The following is a 19,977-nucleotide window of genomic DNA, read 5'->3' as shown; positions in this document are numbered from 1 at the left end:
CTATGCTATGGGCAAGGAGACTGCCATGACCGACCTTTCCCCCGCCTACCACTACCAAGTGATCACCCGCGCGCTGGAGGTGATCGACCAAAGCGGCCCCGGCCTGACGCTGGAGGACCTTGCCGGCAAGATGCGGATGAGCCCGGCGCATTTCCAGCGGCTGTTCAGCCAGTGGGTGGGCGTCAGCCCGAAGCGGTATCAGCAATACCTGACGCTGGGCCATGCGCGAAAGCTGCTGGCCGAACGCCACACCACTCTAGGTGCTGCGCATGAGGCGGGATTGTCCGGCAGCGGGCGGTTGCATGACCTGTTCCTGACCTGGGAGGCGATGTCACCGGGCGACTACGCTAGGGGTGGCGCGGGGCTGGACATCCGCTGGGGCTGGTTTGAAAGCCCCTTCGGCCCGGCGCTGGTGATGGCGACGCAGCGGGGCATTTGCGGCATGGGCTTTGCCGACGAGATCGGCGCCGAGGCTGCGCTGGAGGATCTGGTCAGCCGCTGGCCAAAGGCCACCTACGTCGAGGACCCCGTGGCGATGCGGCCCATGGTTGACGCGGCCTTTGGCGGCAAGGCGACCGAGCTGCACCTGATCGGCGCGCCGTTTCAGATCAAGGTCTGGGAGGCGCTGATGACCATCCCCTCGGGCCATGTGACGACATATGCTGATATTGCCGGGGCCATCGGTCACCCGCAGGCGCATCGGGCGGTTGGGACGGCCGTGGGGCGGAACCCGATCAGTTTCCTTATTCCCTGTCACCGCGCCCTGCGGCGCGACGGTGGACTTGGCGGCTATCACTGGGGCTTGCCGCGCAAGCGCGCCATGCTGGCCTGGGAGGCTGCGCGCACGGAGATGTGATGCGCGAAACCTTGCCGAGCAGCGAGGGAACCGACAGCCACCGGACGGCGTTGGTGTATTGTGCCACCAGCCCCCAACGGGCATTCCTTCGAGGCGAGAGCAACATGATGATCAAGACCCCCTTTATTCTGGCTTCGGCCGGCCTTTTGGCACTCACGGCCTGCGTGGACCCAAATGCCTACCCCAATGACCCGAACGCACGGCAGCGTCAGGGTGCTGTCATCGGCGGTCTGAGCGGTGCCTTGCTTGGCGCGGCGGTGTCGTCGGATGATGACCGCCTGAAGGGCGCCATCGTGGGCGGCGCGCTTGGCGCTGGCGGCGGCGCGCTGATCGGTGCCGACCTTGACCGTCAGGCTGCCGAACTGCGCGGGTCGCTGAATTCGAACATCTCGGTCACGAATACGGGTGAGTACCTGATCGTGAACATGCCGCAGGATCTGCTGTTTGCAGTCGACAGCGCGACGCTGCGCGGCGACTTGCGTCAGGATCTGCAGACCGTCGCCTCCAGCCTGCTCAAGTACCCCAACAGCCGGATCGAGGTGATCGGCCATACCGACAACACCGGGTCGGCCGCCTACAATCAGGACCTGTCGCAGCGCCGCGCGGTTTCGGTTGCAGGCGTGCTGCGCGACAGCGGCGTGCCAGGTGCCCGGATCGCGGCCTTTGGCCGGGGCGAGGACGTGCCCGTCGCATCGAACCTGACGCCGGAAGGCCGCGCGCAGAACCGCCGGGTGGAAATCATCATCCGTCCGACCCGCTAAGGCACCCGGACCGGGTTTTTCAAGGGGCCGGGGATTCCCGGCCCTTTTTCCATTGTGTCGCCCAGCGACTGGTCATAATTTCGGACCAATCGCCGGGGTTTGAAATGCCGTTTCTCAAAGTCACTCCCGAAAAACTTTCGCAGTCCGTTGTCCGTCAGATCGAGCAGTTGATCCTGCGCGGCATCCTGCAGCCGGGGGAACGGCTTCCGTCAGAACGGGACATGGCCGAAAAACTTGGCGTGTCGCGCCCGTCCCTGCGCGATGCGATATCCGACCTTGCCGACCGCGGACTGCTGACCAGCCGGGCCGGATCGGGTGTCTTTGTCGCCGAAGTGCTGGGATCGGCGTTTTCGCCCGCCTTGATCCAGCTGTTCGCCACGCATGAAGAGGCGGTGTTCGACTACATCGCCTTTCGCCGTGACATGGAGGGCCTTGCCGCCGAACGCGCCGCGCGGCTGGGGTCGGAGACCGACCTGCGGGTCGTGGCGACGATCTTTGCCAAGATGGAAGTGGCGCATCAGAAGCGCGATCCCACCGACGAAGCGCAGCTGGACGCCGAGTTTCACATGGCGATCATCGAGGCGAGCCATAACGTCATCATGCTGCACATGCTGCGGTCGATGTTCGATCTGCTGCGGCAGGGGGTGTTCTACAATCGGCAGGTGATGTTCAAGAACCGGATGACGCGGGAACAGTTGCTGGATCAGCACCGGGCCATGAACACTGCGGTTCAGGCGCGTGACCCGGCGGCGGCGCGGGCGGCGGTGGAGGCGCATCTGAACTTTGTCGAACAGGCGCTGGTCGATCAGATCCGCGCCGAGAAGAACGAGACGATTGCCCGCCAGCGGTTGGAGCATGAGGAAAGCCGGTAATGGCACCCTGCCCCGCTGGTGCTGAAATGAAAACGGCGGCCCTAGGGGCCGCCGTCTTGGTCTTGGGTTGCCGTGTGGCGTCAGTGCATGCGGTCAGCGACCTGAGCAATCGCGTCGTCGATCGACGTCGCTGCAGCTTCTGCCGTCATCTGCTTGGCAAGCACGTCGCCGGCAGCGGCAATTGCCACCGACACGGCCTGTTCGCGCACCTGACGGATGGCAGCGGCTTCGGCCGAGGCGATCTGGTCAGTCGCAGCCGCAAGACGCCGGGCAATCGAGGCCTTGAGGTCCGCCTTGGCCTGGGCTGCGGCGGCCATCGCCTCATCCCGAGCCGAGCTGACGATACGGTCGGCCTGCTCCTGCACCTCTTTCTGGCGCCGTTCGTAGGTGGCCAGGATCGACTTCGCCTCTTCCCGCAGGGCGCGGGCTTCGTCGAGGTCGGCCTTGATGGCCACGGCGCGGGCGTCCAGCATGGCCGTCAGCTTGCCCGGCACCTTGAGGTAGACGAGCAGGCCGACGAAGGCCAGAAAGCCCAGAAGCACCACAAAGTCGGTGTTGCCAAGCGAGAAGAAGGGGCCGGTCGCCGCCATGGCAGGCGACGCAAGCAGCGCAAGCGCGAGTGTAAGCCGTTTCATCGCCTTATCCCTTCAGCCGGGCCGAGACGGCCGCCGTCACGGTTTTCGCGTCGACAGCGCCACCCAGCGCCGCCACCAGTTCCCGGGCGGTATCGCGCGCCACTTCGGCCACTGCGGATGCGGCACCGTCGCGGATCGCAGCGATGGTCTTTTCCGATTCAGCCGCCTTGACCGCAATCTCGGCGTCAGCGGCGGCAGAGGCAGCGTCCAGATCCTTCTGGATTTCGGCCTTGGCAGCCGCCACGATCTTCGCAGCCTCGGTCCGGGCAGTCGCCAAAGCGTCGTTGTAGGCCTTTTCGGCGGCAACGGCCCTTTGCTTCAGCTCTTCAGCCGCGGCAATGTCATTAGTGATCGCGCTTTTCCGATCCGCCAGAACCGCGCCGATGCGCGGCAGGGCGATGCGGCTTAGCACGAAGTAGATCACGACGAGCGTGACCAGAAGCCAGAAGATCTGGTTCGGCCAGGTCGAAAAGTCCAGCTGGGGCATGCCCACAGCGGCTTCGGCCTCGCCTGTTGCCTCGGTTGCCATGTCGTCTTCTCCTTAGCCTTGGGAACCGGGGCCAGCCCTGTGGACTGGCCCGGAAATCAGGTCCGCAGGATCAGACGGCAAACATCAGGAGGAGGGCGATCAGGAACGAGAAGATGCCCAGAGCTTCGGCGAACGCGATGCCGACGAAGAGGTTGGCCATCTGACCCGGTGCTGCCGACGGGTTGCGCAGGGCGCCCGCCAGGAAGTTGCCGGCAATGTGGCCCACGCCGATGCCAGCGCCGCCCAGACCCATCGTTGCCAGACCGGCGCCGATGAACTTGCCCATTTCTGCGATATCGCCTTCCATTTGGTAGCTCCTTTTTGGAATTGGCTGAAGTTGTGTTCGGACCCTTAGTGGTGGGCGTCGCCCACTGCGTCACGAAGGTAGACGCAGGTCAGAATGGTGAAAACATAGGCCTGAACCGAGGCCACGAGCAGTTCCAGCCCGTAGATGCCCACGATGGCCGCGATTGGCACGACCGAGGCCACGCCCATCGCCCCGGCAAAGCCCGCAAAGACCTTGATCACGGCGTGACCGGCCATCAGGTTGCCGCCAAGACGAATGGAGTGCGACAGCGGGCGCACGAAGTACGAGATGACCTCGATCAAGGCGAGGATCGGGCGCAGGGCCAGCGGTGCGGAGGACACCCAGAACATCGACAGGAAGCCCGGACCCTTGCGGATGAAGCCGACGATGGTGACGGTGAAGAACACCAGAAGCGCCAGCGTCGCGGTGACCGCGATATGCGAGGTGGTGGTGAAGGACATCGGGATCAGGCCCAGGATGTTCGACAGGAAGACGAACATGAACAGGGTCATGACATAGGGGAAGAACTTCAGCCCCTCATGCCCGGCGACGTCTTCGACCATCTTGTGGATGAAGCCGTAGAACAGTTCCGCCACCGACTGCCCGCGCGACGGCACAATGGCGCGGCGGCGGGTCGACAGAACCAGCAGCGCGGTCATCGCCAGAACGGCAATCGCCATCCAGAGGGTGACGTTGGTGGGCGTGTACCATTCGATCGGACCGTCGCCGAACAGCGGCTTGACGATGAACTGATCCATCGGGTGGATCTGCAGCCCGCCAGCATGCTCTTCCGTCGCCATCCGTCAGTCCCTTTCGCCCTTTGCGGCTTGATCAGCCGCCTTCTGTGCCAGTTGCCGTGCCGAGCCCAGCATCGTCTTGATGCCTGCGGCAAAGCCGATCAGAGAGAAGATGATCAGGAAGACCGGCAACGTGCCAAACAGCACATCAAGCCCGTAACCGATGCCCATTCCCAGCAACATGCCGGTCACAAGCTCGATCACCATCCTCCAGGCCACTTCGCCCTGCGAGAAACCCTTGACCGTGTTGGTCTTCGGTGCAGGCGCCTGATCCTTGACCTTGGACAGGCGCGCCTCAAGCGCGCGGAGCCGGTCAGGATCGGGATCGGACGCCATGGCGAAGCCCCTTTCAGTCGGGCGGAACCTACGGAGAGGGCAGCGCAGAGTCAAGCCAAGACAGATGCTCGCAACCTGTTGTCATTCCTTGGTTATTTCCAAGAGACGGCGGGCCGTGACGGCGGCGGCGGTGGCCAAGCAGCTGCCGGGCATATTCAACCTTGCGGTTGACGATGCGCGGGCCTTTGGGAATAGTCGGCCGATGACCCATCCGCTGGACAGCGTCTTTTCCGCCCTTGCCGATCCGACCCGCCGGGCGATCCTGGCGATGCTTCTGGAAGACGACATGGCGGTGACTGACGTGGCCGAACCCTTTGCCATGAGCCTTGCCGCCATTTCGAAACATCTTGGGGTGCTGGCCGATGCCGGGCTGATCACCCGGGAACGCCGGGGGCGGGTCATCTGGTGCCGGCTGGAGCCGGATGCGATGCGCGCGGCGTCAGTCTGGATGCAGGGATTTGGCCAGTTCGAGCCCTTGGATCTTGATGCGTTCGAACGATTTCTTGAACGAGAACTGGACGCCGAAATAGAGTAACATATTCTTAACTTCGATTTGCGATTCTAAAGCCGTTCTGTCGCCCTTACGGAAACAGTCTGTTCCGATCACAGGGTGACGTTTCACAGATTGCGACGTGATTTGCCACAGTCCTGCCGCGCTTGCACAGGAAGAAAGCAGAATAGGTATAGGGGCGTCCCCGATGAAGAAGAAACTGAGCCTCTTGCAGAAGATGGGACTGTCCCGTCCCAAGCAGACGGATGAAGCCGAAGAGCTTTCCCCGTTCGAGAAACGGCTTAAGATGGTCAACCGCGCGCGGGTGGTCAACAAGGCTGGCCTTGGCGGCCCGGTGTTCAAAAACCGACAGTCAGAGACGGAAGCCTGAGACCGGTCATCAGGTCGCGCAATTCTTGCCGCGCGGCGATGTTGGACAGGTTCAGCTGATCCACCCCGGTATCCTTGAGATCCAGCAAGGTCAGGCCACGGGGGAAAAGTTCACGGAAGATCACCCGTTCGGAAAAGCCGGGCAGCACACGGAACCCGATGCGGCGGGACAGATCCTCAAGCGCTGCGCCCACCTTCTTCTTGTTGTGCATCGCTTGCGCGCCAAGCCGGTTGCGGACCACGATCCAGTCGATCGGAGGAAGGCCAGCCTGCGCGCGCAACTGGCGTGCCGACCACACCATTTCCGCATAGATCGACGGACCCTTGACCTGACCGGTCATCGGATCGACCCGCGCCAGAAGGTCAAAGTCGACGAAGCTGTCGTTCATCGGGGTGATCAGCGTATCGGCCAGCGAATGGGCCACCTGTGACAGGCGCGTGTGGCTGCCGGGGCAGTCGATCACGATGAAATCCTTCACGGCGTGCATCGCCTCGACCGCCTGGGTCAGGCGCTGATCCTGAGCATTCTCGCCGGTCGCAAGGTTGGCGGGGTCGCCTGCGGGCAGGTCGCAGTAGTCAGGCGTCGGCAAGTCAAGCCCGGCCTGCGCCATATAGGCCCGGCGGTTTTCGACATAGCGGGCAAAGGACCGTTGCCGCAAGTCAAGGTCCAGCGCGCCGACCCGGTGCCCAAGCCTTGCCAGCGCGGTGGCCACATGCATGCAGGTGGTGGACTTGCCCGAACCGCCCTTTTCGTTCCCGACGACGATGATCCGCGCCACGTTTGCCCCTTTGGCCTAGCCCATCCCAACCCTGATGTCCGGGCGGTCATAGCGCGCGCGCCAGAGGATGCGCAAGTCGGCAGCCGGAGGTTGATCCGACTGCCGATGCATTGTGCATCAGTCAAGCGGCAGGCGCTTTACAACGGCGGGAAGCAGGGCCGTGGGCGTCTTGTCGGCGCTGCACATGTCATTGTCGTCAGGGCGCACCCCGAACCGCAGACCGCTGGGGTCCGACGCCAGAATATCATGGTCTTCCCCGCACTCAGCGACCGGGCGCCAGGCGGCACAGCCGGTGCTGGAAATGTCCGTCTCAAGGTTCACCGTCAGGCCGCAATCGGCCATGCCGAAGGCGGTGGCAAGGGCCGGGTCAGGCGTCAGCAGCGTCAGGTGCTTCCAGTCTTCCCGGAACACCGTGCGAAACGCCCCTTCGACGGCATCCGAGGGGCTGCCGACGGCGTAGCTGCCGCCCGTACGGAACTGGAAGGTGCGCAGCGCCATGTCGGGGTCAAGGGCATGGGTGAAGGTCAGGGTCCAGTTGCCATCAGCGAACACGAATTCACGGTGGCCAAAGCCGCCATACCAAGGCTCGGCCCCGGTGCTTTCATAGGTGCCGCGCAGGGTGGAAAGGGCGTCAGGGGCAGCGGTTTCCGCCAGAACGGGGGTGGCAAGCGCCACGGCAACGGCGGTCGACTGGAACAGGTTCATCGCAATCTCCATTTTTCGGGCCAGCCTCAGCGGTGGCACAGGGAAGACGCGCGGGGGGCCGGGATTTCGACAGGCCGATGGCAGCGGCGAAACGAAAAACGCCGCCCCATCAGGGGCGGCGTTCTTTGGGTCAGCCGTTGGCTTGGGATCAGAAGCCCAGACCAGCGTATTTGTTCTTGAACTTCGACACGCGGCCGCCGGTATCCATCAGCTTGGCCTGCTGACCGGTCCAGGCGGGATGCGCCAGCGGGTCGATGTCGAGCGACATCTGGTCGCCTTCCTTGCCCCAGGTCGAGCGGGTTTCGTAGGTGGAGCCATCGGTCATCTTGATGGTGATGGTGTGGTACTCGGGGTGGATTTCGGCTTTCATCGTCCCGCTCCTTATTCCGCTTTGGCTTTGTAGGTGGTGTCTTCGGCGATCCGGGCCGATTTGCCGCGACGCGTGCGCAGGTAGTACAGCTTGGCACGACGGACGCGGCCACGGCGGACCACTTCGATGCTGTCGATGTTGGTGGAATAGAGGGGGAACACCCGCTCCACGCCTTCACCGAACGAAATCTTGCGGACCGTGAAGCTGGCGGCGATGGTCGCCCCGCCTTTGCGGCCGATGCAGACGCCTTCATAGGCCTGCACGCGGCTGCGGGTGCCTTCGGTCACTTTGTAGCCAACGCGGACGGTGTCGCCGGCCTTGAAATCCGGGATGGTCTTGCCAAGCGCAGCAATCTGCTCGGCCTCGATCTGGGCGATCAGGTTCATCGCAATTCTCCAATGCTCGCGGTTTTTTCCGCGAAGGTGATGCCGCCCTAGAGCTCTTGGTCTTCATTCGGGTCCCTACCGTGCGCCGCACAGTAAGCCCGCCAGAGGTCAGGCCTGCGTTCTTTCGTCAGCCTTTCGGCCATGGTCTTCCGCCAGGTGGCGATGTTCGCGTGATGGCCCGACTGAAGCACTTCGGGTATCGCGCGGCCTTGCCAGTCGGTCGGCCGAGTGTACTGGGGAAATTCAAGCAGCCCTTCCGAAAAACTTTCCTCTTCGGTGGAGGCCTGATTCCCAAGCACGCGGGGTATAAGCCGGACCGTCGCATCAATCAAGGCGATTGCGGCGATCTCTCCTCCGGTCAGGATGAAATCGCCAAGGCTGATTTCCTCGATCTGGTGATGGTCGATGACGCGCTGGTCCACGCCTTCGAAACGGCCGCACAGCAGGGTGATCCCGTCGGCTTGGGCAAGGCGGCGGGCGGTGGCCTGGTCGAAGGGCTTGCCGCGGGGCGACAGATAGATGACCGGCCAGCGGCTGCGGTCCTTTGGCGTGCCTTCGGCGGCGGCGGCTAGGGCTGCATCGACCACATCGGGGCGCAAGACCATGCCCGCCCCACCGCCGGCGGGGGTATCATCCACGTTCAGGTGCTTGCCGACGCCGAAGGGGCGCAGGTCGATGGTGTCCAGCCGCCAAAGCCCGAAGTCCAGCGCCTTGCCGGTCAGCGACAGGCCCAGCGTGCCGGGAAATGCCTCGGGGAACAGGGTGATGACCTTGGCGGTCCAGGCCCCTCGGACGATGCGGGGTTCCTCCATCAAGTCGCGTGGCGTCAGGCTGGCCCGGACGGACAGCCTGCCATGGCTTTTTCCCGGAGGGGGGGAGGGATCGCTTGGGTCTGACATATGCCGGGCTTAGCCGGAAACACCGTGCCGGGAAAGCCCTGCCCGTGCGGAGGACATCAGGCGGTGCGGGCGGTGGCCTGCATCATGGGTTCGTGGTGAACGCTTTTGGGCGCGCTGTCGCCGTCAACGACCTTTTCAATGGCGCGGGCCAGTGCGGCAAGCCCGTCGCGCAGGTCCGCGCGCAGATGCGCTGGCAGATCCGAGCGCGGATCAGACCCCGCACCATCAAGCGAGGCCTGCCGCAATTGGGCGGAGGTGGGGAAGTCGTTGGCCCGGTCCGGGAAAGCCGTAACAAGGGCAAGCGCCCGCGGGACGTAAAGCCGCAGAAGATCACCATTGCCGGAAGCAATGGAGAAGGCGTGGGCCATCGCGCGGGGGACCTGGCCGGACACCACAACCTCGGGTTCGGAGGCCCAAAGCACCAAGGCCCGGCGCAAGGCGGTGTGGCTGCGGCTGGGCCGCTCCAGTGCTGCGGCCAGCGCGTCCAGCCGCAAGCCGGCCCCCATGGCCGTCATCACCTTGGCCACAGCAGCACTGACGTCGGCATCCGGTGCGTCGTCGGCCATGTTCAAGAGCGGGATAACGGCAGCGGCGGCCTCGGCCAGGGCACGCGGAGCTTCGGCGGCTTCGGCTTCATCATCCAGAAACACGCCCTGATCGGCGGCGGCCCGGGCATCCCACAGCATGCGGCACAGCGGAATGGCAAGGAAGGACACCGCAAGCGGGAAGATCGGATTGACGACCGGCAGAAAGCCTGCGACCGCCCCGACCCCACGTCCGATCCCAAGCAGGACGCAGACCAGCAGGACCTGGGAAAGCACCTGTGTCACGACAACCCCGACGGCCTGCGGGGTAAGCCATTCCTTGGCGGTGGCCGGCCACTGTTCAGGGCGCACGATCAACAGCCAGACGACGAAGATCACCACGAAAAAGCCAAGGACGCCAAACCCCATGCCACTGATGCCTGCAAACAGCGGGCCAATGTACAAAAGGGCTGTCGCCCCTTTCAGCAAACGCAGTCGGGTTGGCATGGTTTCCCCCATCAGATCCGGCAGCCACGGAGCCGAAAGCCATGAAAGCTATTCACTTTCCTCTGGCAGATCGACAATCAAACGACCAGCCGCAAGGTCGACATTAGGCACGATTGTCTTGGTAAAGGGCAAAAGCAGGGCCGATTTGTGACGCTTGGAGGATATTTCGATGATATCCCCAGCCCCATGGTTGTGGACAGCCACGACTTTTCCCAAAGCTTCGCCTCCTGTGTCCATCACCTCCAGACCGATCAGATCGGCATGGTAGAATTCGTCATCAGGCAGTGAGGGCAGCCGCCCCCGGTCGATGAACAGGCTGGTGCCCCGCAGGGCATCGGCCTCTTCCCGCGTGGTGATGCCAGCGATCCGCGCGCCAAAACCGCCCGCCACGGGGCGGGTCAGGGTGATGTGGAATTTCCGGGTGCCGTCTTCCGTAAACAGCGGGCCATAGGTGCCAATATCCCCCGGTTCCGAACAGAAGGATTTCAGTCGTACCTCACCGGTAATCCCGAAGGCTCCGGCAATGGCACCGATACAGATGCGGTCGGTCATCAACGTGTTTCCAGATGCAAGGTGGCCGCGCGGCTTTCCCAGCCAGAGCGTTCAAGTTCGGGCACAGTGTCCTCCTCTTCCGGCCAGCCGATGCAGAGATAGCCGATGAACCGCCAGTCTTCCGGCACCGCAAGGTCGCGCGCAAGACGGTCGGGGTCAAGGATCGACACCCAGCCAAGGCCAAGCCCTTCGGACCGCAGCGCCAGCCAGAACAGGGTTATCGCCCCGACAACGGAATAGGCCCGGGTTTCGGGCATCGTCGCGGCGCCAAGGCCAGCTCCCTTGGCCGTGCCGTCATCGCAGAAGACGGCAAGATGCACGGGCGCTTCGGCCATGCCGGACAGCTTCAGCTGGCTGTAAAGCCGCGCCTTTTCGCCGGATTGACCGTCAAGGGCCACGGCATTGCTGTCACGGAAGTTGGCGTGGCAAGCCTGCCGGGCGATCTGGCTTTCGATCTGCAGGATGCGCCAGGGTTCGGACAACCCGACCGAGGGGGCGCTGGCAAAGGCCGCAAGACTCCTTGCAAGGATGTCGGGCGGCACAGGTGTGGTGCGGAAGCGGCGCACGTCGCGCCGCCACCGCATGAGCGCGGCCAGCTCGTCCCGGAAGGCCGGGCTGAACTGGCCGGGCCGGGTCACTCGGCAGCCGGTTCAGCAGCAGGTTCGGCGGCGCGGGCGGCCTTCTTCGCGGCACGCTCGGCCATCGCCTTGCCCGGGGTGCCGGACTTCAGGTTGGCGCGGGCGGCTTTCGGGCGGGCACCAGCGGCTTCCAGCATGCGGGCGATCCGGTCGGTGGGCTGGGCGCCCTGGCCAAGCCAGTACTGCACACGCTCCAGGTTCATCACGACGCGCTTTTCATCGTCCTTGGCGAGAAGCGGGTTGTAGGTGCCCAGCTTTTCCAGAAAGCGGCCATCGCGCGGCATGCGGCTGTCGGTGGCGACGATCGAATAGAACGGGCGCTTTTTGCTGCCGCCACGGGCCAGACGGATTTTCATGGACATAGGTAGTCTCCTTGGGTTTGGGTCGAGGGCAGTCTTTGCCCTACATGGTTGTTATTTCTGCAGTTTCTCGTGATGCCTGATGACTTCACTGATGATGAAGGTCAGGAATTTCTTGGCGAGGTCGGGGTCAAGGTTCGCCTCTTGCGCCAGTTGGTCCAGCCGCGCCATCTGCCGCGCCTCACGGTCGGGGTCCGAGGGCGGCAGGTTGTGTTCGGCCTTGAGCCGCCCCACCGCCTGCGTCTGCTTGAAGCGTTCGGCAAGCGTGTAGACCAGGATCGCGTCCAGCCGGTCGATGGACTCGCGGTGCTCTTTCAGCAGAGCTGCGGCTTTGATTGCTGTATCCATCATGCCCCTCCTTTGGCCGCCTTCTGTACGTCGTCCATCCGACGCCCCGCCGTTTCTGTGTGTCCAGAGACCTCGGCCAGACCAACGGGTCGATGCAACCAGACCTGCGATCCGTCATGATCGGCGACGCGCCGTGCTTGCAGCCGTTCGGCAACACGCTGTGAGCGGCGGTTCGCCGGATCGATGTAGCTGACCAGCCGATCCATCCGCAGGGTCGAAAAGGCGTGGTCGCGCAACGCGGTCGCAGCTTCGGTCGCATAGCCATAGCCTTCGGCAGCCGGGCGAAACAGGTAGCCAAGCTCTGGCGCTTGATCGCCGGGTTCAAAGCCGATCAGGACAAAGCCCAGAACCTCGCCCCCTGCCTTGGCCTCGACGGTCCACAGACCATGGCCGCGCAACAGCCAAAGGCCGCAAGTCGCGGTGAATTCGGTGAACGCCGCGTCCCGGTCAAAGGGACCGCCCAGATGAGCACCCGCGGGGCCGCAGAAAACCTCGGCCCAGGCGTCGAAATCCGTCAACTGCGGGGCGCGCAGGCGGAGGCGGGTGGTTTCCAGCACCGGGAGTTGCCCGGTCAGCGCAGCGGCAAAATCGGCGGCAGGGCCGGGGATGATGGTCTCCCAAGGGCGCGTCATGCCAACACCCCCTGCCCGTGACGCCAGACTTGTGTGTCGTCGCCATAGGGATTTGTCCCCAGCGGATCGCGTGCTGCGCCAAGCCTTGCTGCAAGCGCCTGCGAGCGGGCATTACTCGGGTCGATGTAGCTGACGGCCGTGGTCCAGCCGAGCGTCCGAAAGGCATGGTCGCGCGCGGCCATGGCCGCCTCGAACGCATAGCCCTGGCCTTCAAGCCTGGCATCCCACAGCGTCCAGGTCAGTTCCCGTTCCGGGTGACCTTCGGGGAAGAACGGGCCGAAATGGCCGATGGGGCGGCCTTGCAACGTGGCGATGAAGCGGCCAAAGCCGCGCAGGGACCAATGGCCGAAGAAGGCGGCGAAATGGGTCCAGGCCTCGCCTTGGGACATCGGGCTGGTGCTGCGCGGGGTCAGCCGATAGTCGCGGTAGGCGGGCCAATCGTCGGCCAGCGGCGGGCGCAGGGTCAGGCGGGCGGTGTCGATCATGCGCGCGCCTCCGGTGCCGGGTGGCGGTAGATGTGGTAGTCGCCCTCGGGGTCGGTTTTTGTCACCTCGCGCGCCGCGCCAAGCCGAACGGCCAGCGCTTCGGACCGGGTGTTGGCCACGTCGATCATGCTGATCAGCGGCTGGGACGAAACGCGCGCGTGATAGTCGGCACGGGCCGCCAGCGCCGCCTCACGCCCGTAGCCATGGCCTTCAAAGCCATCGTAAAGGTGCCAGGCAAGTTCCGGTTCTGGCCAACCATCGTGGAAGATCACGCCAATGCGGCCGATGAAATCGCCTGCCTTGGTATCCACCGAATAGAACCCATAGCCGCGCAGGGCCCAGTGGCCGATGTTGGCCAGAAGCCCCCGCCAGACCCAGCGACGTTCCAATGGGCCGCCAACAAAGGCCGAACGCGGGCTGTCGTTGAAAGCGAGCATCTTTGGAAAGTCGGCCTCGCGCGGTGCGCGCAGGATCAGGCGATCCGTCATCAGGGAAGGGATCGGCAGGGGCATGGCATAGGTCATGCGGCGGCCCTCAGATCGTGGCGGATGACCACATCGGTCGGGTCGACTCCCGGCGCATCGACGATCACGCCGCCTAGCCGCAGGCCAAGGGCGATGGACCGGGCATTGCCGGGGTCGATGTAGTTGTCGATGTGGTCCCAGCCGAAGGCACCCCTTGCCCAGACCATCACCGCCTGCGCGGCTTCGCTGGCGATGCCCTTGCCTTCAGCACCATCCACGACGAACCAGCCAAGTTCCGGTTCGGGGTAGCCTTGCGGCTGGTAGATGCCCACCTCGCCCACATAGGTACCGTCAAGGTCGACCGAGAACGGGCCAAAGCCCATCAGCGGCCATTGCCCGACCTCGGACGCGAAGATGCGCCACGCCTGATCGGGGGTGAAGGGCCCGCCTTCCCAGACAGAGCGGTCGGAAGCGTAGAAGGCAAGCCGGTGGGCAAAATCGTCAAACCGCGGCATGCGCAGCACCAGACGCGCGGTCGAAAGGACCGGCGCGCTGGGATACGCAATATGCTGCGGGCGTTGGATCATTTCTTCCGCATCAGCCCCGACAGGCCCGCAGGCAACGTCATCCCGCGCGGCAGCCCGCCCATGCCACCCATTCCACCCATGCCCTGCTGCATGCCCTTGGCAGCTTCGGCCAGCTGTTCGGGCGTCATCTTCGACGGGTCGGGCATGCCGCCCTTGCCCATCATGGACTTGAGCGCCTGTTTCATCATGCCGCCCTTGCCCATCTTCTTCATCATGTCGGCCATCTGCCGATGCTGCTTCAACAGCCGGTTCACGTCGGCCACATCCAGCCCCGCGCCCGCAGCGATCCGCTTTTTCCGGCTGGCGGCGAGGAGATCGGGATTGGCCCGTTCCTTCTTGGTCATCGAGTTGATGAGCGCGATCTGATGCGTCAGCATCTTGTCGTTCAGGCCCGCCTCGGCCGCCTGGGCCTGCATCTTGCCCATGCCGGGCATCATGCCCATCAGGCCCTGCATGCCGCCCATCTTCATCATCTGTTCCAGCTGCATCCGCAGGTCGTTCATGTTGAACAGACCCTTGGCAAAGCGCTTGGCCATGCGTTCGGCCTGTTCGGCCTCGAACGTTTCCTGCGCCTTTTCGACAAGGGCAACAATATCGCCCATGCCAAGGATGCGGCCTGCGACGCGGTCGGCCTCGAACGTCTCGATCGCGTCCATCTTTTCGCCCATGCCGACAAAGCGGATGGGCTTGCCGGTGACGGCGCGCATCGACAGTGCCGCACCACCGCGACCGTCGCCGTCCATCCGGGTCAGGACGACGCCGGAAATGCCGACCTTGCCGTCAAATTCCGTGGCGACGTTCACCGCGTCCTGACCGGTCAGGCCATCAACCACCAGCAGCGTCTCACGCGGTTGGGCGATGTCGCGGACGGCCTGGATTTCGTCCATCAACACTTCGTCGATGTGCAGACGCCCGGCGGTGTCAAGGAACACCACGTCATAGCCGCCAAGGTTCGCCTGGGTCTTGGCGCGTTTGGCGATTTGCACAGCCGTCTCACCCTTGACGATGGGCAGAGAGTCCACGCCGATCTGGGTGCCGAGGATCGCCAACTGCTCCATCGCGGCGGGGCGGTTGGTGTCAAGCGACGCCAGCAGAACCCGTTTGCCGTTCCGTTCCTTCAGCCGCTTGGCGAGTTTGGCGGTGGTCGTGGTTTTACCCGACCCCTGCAGACCCACCATCAGGATCGTCGCCGGCGGGTTGTCGATCTTGAGCGCGTCCGGCTCGCCATCGCCGGCAAGCACGCGGATCAACTCGTCATGGACGATCTTGACGACCATCTGGCCGGGGGTGATCGACTTCGTGACGGCAGCGCCGGTGGCCTTGTCCTGCACCCGCTTGATGAAATCGCGCGCGACGGGAAGGGAAACGTCCGCCTCCAGCAGCGCCACGCGGACTTCGCGCAGCGCGGTGATGACGTCAGCTTCAGACAGCGCGCCGGCCTTGGTCAGGCGGTCGAATACGCCACCAAGGCGTTCTGACAGGCTTTCGAACATCGCGTCACCTCATCTTTGCATGTGCCCCGATATGGGGGCGGCGAGCCGTTGATGCAAAGCGGAATGGCACCCGTGGGCGCAACGCGCTGACGGATGTCGATCCCGGGCATGCACCACAGGGACCGGAAGCGGCACGCCTCCGGGGAATTGCGGGCCGGATACGCCTAATCGGCAGGTGAGTCAATGATGGCCAGCATGTCGATGGCCAGCGTGGCCGCTGCAAGCCCCGCCACGGGAACCCCGGTCGAGGCGGGGCCGGGCATGGGAAAGCGGGCGTGGCGCACGGCAAGGTTGGCGTGCAGGTCGTCGGCGTTCGGCCCACCCACATAATGCGTGGTCGCCTTGAGCGGGGTAAGTCCCGGAATGTCCGGCAGCGCAAGGGCATCCATCGCCAGATGCGCTGATTGGGCAAGGTCTGGCGACCTGCCCTCGGCCGCGATCCAGGCGAAGGGGCCGGCGTGGCGCAGAATCGCCCCACCGGGGGTGGTTGCCGCGCGGACAGGCGTCGGGGCCAGCGTCAGGATGGCCGTGACGCCTGCGCCGGGCGGTGGCAGCACGCGCGCGGCTGGGGCGAGGCACAAGGCGGCGGGCGGCGGTTCCTGCGCGAACCAGTGGGCGGCGAGCAGCCGGGTTGGGTCGACCCTGTCCAGCAGCGGCATGGCAGATGCCATGTCCGGCGCGGACAGGTGCAGAAACTCCAGCGGCCCGGCGTTGACCCGCGTCAGGCGCGCGGGACCGTTGGCAACTTGGCTGCGGGTTGGCGCTACGGTGGTCGCGTAAAGGTCAACCTCGATCCGCATGCCGGGATAGTAGAAATACGGCAGCGGAACCACGGCGAGTTCGGCCATCGGAAAGGCCTTTGCCAGTGGGGCCAGCACGGCACTTGTATCCTCGGCATCAGTGTAGACAACCAGAAGTGCGGCGTGATGGCCGCCGGGCAGATGCGACAGCACCCCCGCCACCATCTGCGCCACCAGTGCGGCTTGCGCCCCCGCATCGTCCGGAGCCAGAACCCGGCCATCACTGTCCAGCGGGCATTGCCCGCAACTGATTGCCACCCCGTGCGCGGCGACGGCCAGCGAGCAGGCCACGGGAATCGGCATGTTCCACATCAACCCCATCGGCAGGTGCAGGATGTCCGTCATGCGCCAAGCCAGCGGTTGATTGCGGCTGCAACCCGGTCCGCGCCGCTGCCCGAGGAATAGACCGACACCAGTTCCCGCGCGCCGCCGCCAGCCAGCCGCAGGGCCGGGCGATAGGTCGATCCGCCCTTGGAAGACCGGCTTTTCTGAACCTCGGCCCCGGTCACATTGGCCAGTGGCAAGCTGGTTTCCGTCTGCCCGATCAGGGACGCGACGCGGATCGTGACCTGTCCTTGCGGTCGGTGCAGAAAGATCAGCGTGCGGCGCACGAACAGGACCAAGGCGCCAACAAGCAGCGGCAGGGCAAGGCCCAGCATCGCCACGCCCGCCCAGTTACCCTGGCTTGCAAGGGCCAGAACCACAGTCGCATCAATCAGGATGAAGGCCGACAGCAGAATGGCGACCAAGATCGGTCGATCCTCGATCACCAGCATGTCTGGCGTTTCGCTTTTCACCCGCATGGCGTGCTGTTGTCCGTTCCGCTGGCTGCAAGGCAAAGCCTAGCGTCTGTCCCCGGTGGCACAAGGGGGTTGCACCTTTGGGTCGACCGCCGTCATTCTGTGCACGGGCGCACAAGAAGCGAGGACCGATGGAAAACTGGGACGAAATCCGGACCGCGTATCAGGTCGCCCGTCTTGGCACAGTCTCGGGCGCGGCTGAAGTGCTTGGGGTCCACCATGCCACCGTGATCCGCCATATTGACGCGCTGGAGAAGCGGCTGGGGGCCAAGCTGTTCCAGCGCCATGCACGCGGCTACACGCCGACCGAGGCCGGGCGTGACCTGCTGGTTGTGGCCCAGACGACCGAGGAACAGTTCGCCCACCTGTCCAGCCGGATCAAGGGCCAGGGCGAGACGGTCTCGGGCGAGCTGGTGGTGACCTCGATCGCGGGCGTGGCGGACCTACTGACGCCCGTCATGGTCAGCTTTCAGGCGAAATGGCCCGATGTGCGGGTGCGGTTCCTGACCGACATGCGGGTGTTCCGGCTGGACTATGGCGAAGCGCATGTGGCGATCCGGGCCGGGACCGGGGAAGAAGAACCGGACAATGTGGTGCAGCCCCTTGCGCGGATAAAGTCGGGGCTTTTCGCGGCACAGTCCTATGTCGACCGTTTTGGCAAGCCCGCGTCCGAGGCTGAATTTCCCGGCCACCGCTTTGTCTGCAGCGATAACGAGGCGACGCGGGCCCCTTTCTACCGCTGGCTGCGGGCAACAGTTAAGCCGGACCAGATCGCCTATGCCGCGACCGAGCCCGCCGCCTTGGAAGAGGCGGTCCGTCAGGGTGCGGGGATCGGCTTTATCTCGGCCTTCCGCGCGGCTGCCGAACCTGGATTGGTCGAAATTCTGCCGCCACGGCCAGAATGGGAAGCGCCGCTGCGCATTGTCACTCATGTCGATCTGCATCGGACACGGAAAGTGCAGGCCTTTCTTGGGCATCTGAAGGACGCCGCGAAAGAGTGGCCGTTCTGCGGCTGATCTTGCAGCTTGCCCCCCGTCCATTGCGCGAGGCCGAGCGCGGGCATCTGGCGATGCTGGCGTTTTCGGCGCTGGTGGCGGGGTCATTCTCGCTGGGGGCGCTTGCTGCACCGCATGTGGACCCGGGCGCGCTGTCGGCGCTGCGGTTCCTGCTGGCGGGGGCGCTGGTCGGGATCGCGGCCCATGTGACCACCGGGCTGCCGCGGTCGGCCTGGGTGGCACCCTGGCGCTATCTTGTGCTGGGGTCGCTGCTGGCGGCCTATTTCGTGCTGATGTTTGAAGGGTTGAAGACGGCCCAGCCCGTCTCGGCGGCGGCGGTCTTTACCCTGACGCCGGTGATGGCGGCGGGGTTTGGCTGGCTTTTGCTGCGCCAACGGCTGACCGGTCGGATGGCCCTGGCGCTCGTCATCGGCGCGGTGGGGGCGCTGTGGGTGATCTTCCGGGCTGACCTTGCCGCCCTTCTGGCGCTGAAGATCGGACCGGGTGAGGTGACCTATTTCTGGGGCTGTGTGGCCCATGCCGCCTATGCCCCCATGGTCCGCCGCCTGAACCGGGGCGAGCCTGCGGTGGTCTTCACCTTCGGGATGATGATGGCCGGCACTCTGGTGCTGACCCTATGGTCATGGCCTGCGATCGTGGCAACCGACTGGCTGGCCCTGCCCGGAATCGTCTGGGTGACGCTGGTCTATGTGGCGGTCGCGGCCAGTGCGATGACCTTTGTCCTGCTGCAATACGCCTCGCTGCGGCTGCCTGCGGCCAAGGTGATGGCCTATACCTATCTGGTGCCCGCCTGGGTCATCCTGTGGGAGATGGCGATGCATGGCGATACGCCGCCAGCGTTGGTGCTGGCAGGCGTGGCGATGACGGGGCTGGCCCTTTGGTTGCTGTTGAAGGACTGACCTATTCGGCCGCGACCGCCCCGGTCGTGGGTTCGGGCAAGGGAACCGGAACGCGCTGGCCAATCAGCTTATCCATCTGGCGGGCGACCCGGGCCAGATGCCGCGCGCGACTTTCGGGGGTGGAGCTGTCCATCAGGTAATGCGCCGCAAAGGCCGTGCGCTTGCCGGGCTTGCACAAAAGGCCCACGCCGCGCGACAAAGTGCGCTTGCCGGGGGCGCCGACGATCTGCGTCATCAGCCAGCTTGCCCCGCAGGTGGTGAAAATCCCCAACCGCGAGATGTGGCGCAGGCCGGGGCGGATGGTCCTGTTCTGCGCATCCGGCATGTGGAAGGCCACGTTGGGCAAAAGCACCCGGTCCAGCCAGCCCTTCAGGATGGCGGGCAGCCCATACCACCATGTCGGGTAGACGAAGATCAGCGTGTCGCACCAGCGGACATCATCAACCTCTTGCGCGACACAGGCGGTGTTCTTCGGGCAGTCGAGGTAGCCCTGCCACTCTGGCCCGGTCAGCACGGGCTGGAAGCCAGAGGCGTAAAGGTCGGCGACCCGAACCTCGGCCCCGGCGGCGTGGAGTTTCCGCTGGACAAGGTCACGAACGGCGGCGTTGAAGCTGTCAGGGCGGGGGTGGCAGTAGACGACAAGGGCGCGCATGGGAATGACCGTGCTGTCGTTGCCGGGCCGCACGATAGCCGCCCGGAAGGCGCGTGGGTAGCGCCGAGGAAAGGTTAACAGCGCGGCCACGCCTTCTCAACAGCGTCGT

The 19,977-nt window shown here is 64.7% G+C and carries 30 protein-coding genes; 7 read left to right on the top strand and 23 right to left on the bottom strand.

Annotated elements, in window-relative coordinates; translation table 11 throughout:
- Nucleotides 1–25 precede the first annotated feature (25 nt).
- The 3 genes from EI545_RS12990 to EI545_RS12980 all read left to right on the top strand — a co-directional run bounded on the left by EI545_RS12990 (nt 26) and on the right by EI545_RS12980 (nt 2,489).
- Entirely contained in the window at nt 26–856 is an 831-nt protein-coding gene (locus tag EI545_RS12990) for a methylated-DNA--[protein]-cysteine S-methyltransferase (RefSeq protein ID WP_125325861.1), read from the top strand.
- 104 nt (nt 857–960) lie between these two features.
- Complete coding sequence (locus tag EI545_RS12985; RefSeq protein ID WP_245990010.1) at nt 961–1,617, top strand: YiaD family glycine zipper/OmpA-like lipoprotein; 657 nt, start codon at nt 961–963, stop codon at nt 1,615–1,617.
- Nucleotides 1,618–1,721: 104 nt separating this feature from the next.
- A complete protein-coding gene (locus EI545_RS12980; protein WP_125325860.1) occupies nt 1,722–2,489 on the top strand; it encodes an FCD domain-containing protein in 768 nt (255 codons plus the stop codon).
- An 80-nt stretch (nt 2,490–2,569) separates the two neighbouring features.
- Here EI545_RS12980 and EI545_RS12975 read toward each other — a convergent pair whose 3' ends face one another.
- The 5 genes from EI545_RS12975 to EI545_RS12955 form a co-directional block, all read right to left on the bottom strand.
- A complete protein-coding gene (locus EI545_RS12975; protein WP_125325859.1) occupies nt 2,570–3,124 on the bottom strand; it encodes a F0F1 ATP synthase subunit B in 555 nt (184 codons plus the stop codon).
- A gap of 4 nt (nt 3,125–3,128) precedes the next feature.
- Entirely contained in the window at nt 3,129–3,653 is a 525-nt protein-coding gene (locus EI545_RS12970; RefSeq protein WP_125325858.1) for a F0F1 ATP synthase subunit B', read from the bottom strand.
- 70 nt (nt 3,654–3,723) lie between these two features.
- Complete coding sequence (locus EI545_RS12965; protein ID WP_125325857.1) at nt 3,724–3,960, bottom strand: F0F1 ATP synthase subunit C; 237 nt, start codon at nt 3,958–3,960, stop codon at nt 3,724–3,726.
- 44 nt (nt 3,961–4,004) lie between these two features.
- Entirely contained in the window at nt 4,005–4,760 is a 756-nt protein-coding gene (locus EI545_RS12960) for a F0F1 ATP synthase subunit A (protein WP_125325856.1), read from the bottom strand.
- Between the two features lie 3 nt (nt 4,761–4,763).
- Nucleotides 4,764–5,093 carry an AtpZ/AtpI family protein gene (locus tag EI545_RS12955; RefSeq protein ID WP_125325855.1) on the bottom strand — a complete coding sequence of 110 codons (330 nt, stop codon included), beginning with the start codon at nt 5,091–5,093 and terminating at the stop codon, nt 4,764–4,766.
- A 202-nt stretch (nt 5,094–5,295) separates the two neighbouring features.
- Between EI545_RS12955 and EI545_RS12950 the strand changes: the two genes are divergently transcribed.
- Nucleotides 5,296–5,628 carry an ArsR/SmtB family transcription factor gene (locus EI545_RS12950; RefSeq protein ID WP_125325854.1) on the top strand — a complete coding sequence of 111 codons (333 nt, stop codon included), beginning with the start codon at nt 5,296–5,298 and terminating at the stop codon, nt 5,626–5,628.
- A 163-nt stretch (nt 5,629–5,791) separates the two neighbouring features.
- Nucleotides 5,792–5,974: a hypothetical protein gene (locus EI545_RS12945; RefSeq protein ID WP_125325853.1), complete on the top strand. Its 183-nt coding sequence runs from the start codon at nt 5,792–5,794 to the stop codon at nt 5,972–5,974.
- Here EI545_RS12945 and EI545_RS12940 read toward each other — a convergent pair.
- From EI545_RS12940 to EI545_RS12860, 17 genes are all read right to left on the bottom strand, one after another.
- Entirely contained in the window at nt 5,943–6,752 is an 810-nt protein-coding gene (locus EI545_RS12940; RefSeq protein ID WP_125325852.1) for a division plane positioning ATPase MipZ, read from the bottom strand. The genes EI545_RS12945 and EI545_RS12940 overlap by 32 nt on opposite strands.
- Before the next feature lie 117 nt (nt 6,753–6,869).
- Nucleotides 6,870–7,457 (bottom strand): hypothetical protein, encoded by a 588-nt coding sequence (locus EI545_RS12935; protein WP_125325851.1) that lies wholly within the window; start codon nt 7,455–7,457, stop codon nt 6,870–6,872.
- A 148-nt stretch (nt 7,458–7,605) separates the two neighbouring features.
- Nucleotides 7,606–7,827 carry a 50S ribosomal protein L31 gene (rpmE, locus tag EI545_RS12930; RefSeq protein ID WP_125325850.1) on the bottom strand — a complete coding sequence of 74 codons (222 nt, stop codon included), beginning with the start codon at nt 7,825–7,827 and terminating at the stop codon, nt 7,606–7,608.
- 11 nt (nt 7,828–7,838) lie between these two features.
- Entirely contained in the window at nt 7,839–8,213 is a 375-nt protein-coding gene (gene rplS, locus EI545_RS12925; RefSeq protein WP_125325849.1) for a 50S ribosomal protein L19, read from the bottom strand.
- A gap of 47 nt (nt 8,214–8,260) precedes the next feature.
- A complete protein-coding gene (gene trmD / locus EI545_RS12920; RefSeq protein ID WP_125325848.1) occupies nt 8,261–9,112 on the bottom strand; it encodes a tRNA (guanosine(37)-N1)-methyltransferase TrmD in 852 nt (283 codons plus the stop codon).
- Between the two features lie 56 nt (nt 9,113–9,168).
- Nucleotides 9,169–10,143, bottom strand: coding sequence for a hypothetical protein (locus EI545_RS12915; RefSeq protein WP_125325847.1), 975 nt, complete (start codon nt 10,141–10,143; stop codon nt 9,169–9,171).
- Nucleotides 10,144–10,191: 48 nt separating this feature from the next.
- Nucleotides 10,192–10,695, bottom strand: a complete 504-nt coding sequence (gene rimM / locus EI545_RS12910) for a ribosome maturation factor RimM (protein WP_125325846.1) — start codon at nt 10,693–10,695, stop codon at nt 10,192–10,194.
- Nucleotides 10,695–11,279 (bottom strand): 5,6-dimethylbenzimidazole synthase, encoded by a 585-nt coding sequence (gene bluB / locus EI545_RS12905; protein ID WP_125327480.1) that lies wholly within the window; start codon nt 11,277–11,279, stop codon nt 10,695–10,697. The genes rimM and bluB overlap by 1 nt, the downstream gene beginning before the upstream one ends.
- 50 nt (nt 11,280–11,329) lie before the next feature.
- Nucleotides 11,330–11,695 carry a 30S ribosomal protein S16 gene (gene rpsP / locus EI545_RS12900; RefSeq protein WP_125325845.1) on the bottom strand — a complete coding sequence of 122 codons (366 nt, stop codon included), beginning with the start codon at nt 11,693–11,695 and terminating at the stop codon, nt 11,330–11,332.
- A gap of 51 nt (nt 11,696–11,746) precedes the next feature.
- Nucleotides 11,747–12,043 carry a chorismate mutase gene (locus tag EI545_RS12895; RefSeq protein WP_125325844.1) on the bottom strand — a complete coding sequence of 99 codons (297 nt, stop codon included), beginning with the start codon at nt 12,041–12,043 and terminating at the stop codon, nt 11,747–11,749.
- Nucleotides 12,040–12,672 (bottom strand): GNAT family N-acetyltransferase, encoded by a 633-nt coding sequence (locus EI545_RS12890; RefSeq protein WP_125325843.1) that lies wholly within the window; start codon nt 12,670–12,672, stop codon nt 12,040–12,042. The genes EI545_RS12895 and EI545_RS12890 overlap by 4 nt, the downstream gene beginning before the upstream one ends.
- Complete coding sequence (locus EI545_RS12885; RefSeq protein ID WP_125325842.1) at nt 12,669–13,157, bottom strand: GNAT family N-acetyltransferase; 489 nt, start codon at nt 13,155–13,157, stop codon at nt 12,669–12,671. The genes EI545_RS12890 and EI545_RS12885 overlap by 4 nt, the downstream gene beginning before the upstream one ends.
- Entirely contained in the window at nt 13,154–13,681 is a 528-nt protein-coding gene (locus tag EI545_RS12880; protein ID WP_245990007.1) for a GNAT family N-acetyltransferase, read from the bottom strand. The genes EI545_RS12885 and EI545_RS12880 overlap by 4 nt, the downstream gene beginning before the upstream one ends.
- A complete protein-coding gene (locus tag EI545_RS12875; protein WP_125325841.1) occupies nt 13,678–14,208 on the bottom strand; it encodes a GNAT family N-acetyltransferase in 531 nt (176 codons plus the stop codon). The genes EI545_RS12880 and EI545_RS12875 overlap by 4 nt, the downstream gene beginning before the upstream one ends.
- Complete coding sequence (ffh, locus tag EI545_RS12870; RefSeq protein ID WP_125325840.1) at nt 14,205–15,701, bottom strand: signal recognition particle protein; 1,497 nt, start codon at nt 15,699–15,701, stop codon at nt 14,205–14,207. Before ffh ends, EI545_RS12875 begins: the two co-directional genes overlap by 4 nt.
- Before the next feature lie 164 nt (nt 15,702–15,865).
- On the bottom strand, nt 15,866–16,846 hold the full coding sequence (locus tag EI545_RS12865; RefSeq protein ID WP_125325839.1) for a RidA family protein: 981 nt from the start codon (nt 16,844–16,846) through the stop codon (nt 15,866–15,868).
- A complete protein-coding gene (locus EI545_RS12860; protein ID WP_125325838.1) occupies nt 16,843–17,304 on the bottom strand; it encodes a hypothetical protein in 462 nt (153 codons plus the stop codon). Before EI545_RS12860 ends, EI545_RS12865 begins: the two co-directional genes overlap by 4 nt.
- 128 nt (nt 17,305–17,432) lie before the next feature.
- Between EI545_RS12860 and EI545_RS12855 the strand changes: the two genes are divergently transcribed.
- Both EI545_RS12855 and EI545_RS12850 read left to right on the top strand, forming a co-directional pair.
- Entirely contained in the window at nt 17,433–18,317 is an 885-nt protein-coding gene (locus tag EI545_RS12855; protein WP_125325837.1) for a LysR family transcriptional regulator, read from the top strand.
- A 23-nt stretch (nt 18,318–18,340) separates the two neighbouring features.
- Nucleotides 18,341–19,216, top strand: coding sequence for a DMT family transporter (locus EI545_RS12850; RefSeq protein ID WP_125327476.1), 876 nt, complete (start codon nt 18,341–18,343; stop codon nt 19,214–19,216).
- A gap of 1 nt (nt 19,217) precedes the next feature.
- On the opposite strand, the gene EI545_RS12845 is transcribed toward EI545_RS12850, so the two are convergent.
- A complete protein-coding gene (locus EI545_RS12845; protein WP_342776544.1) occupies nt 19,218–19,958 on the bottom strand; it encodes an NAD(P)H-dependent oxidoreductase in 741 nt (246 codons plus the stop codon).
- Nucleotides 19,959–19,977 lie beyond the last annotated feature (19 nt).

Source organism: Tabrizicola piscis, assembly GCF_003940805.1.
Taxonomy (GTDB): domain Bacteria; phylum Pseudomonadota; class Alphaproteobacteria; order Rhodobacterales; family Rhodobacteraceae; genus Tabrizicola; species Tabrizicola piscis.
The sequence above is the reverse complement of the archived record's forward strand: the minus strand, read 5'-3'. Positions and strand labels throughout refer to the sequence as shown.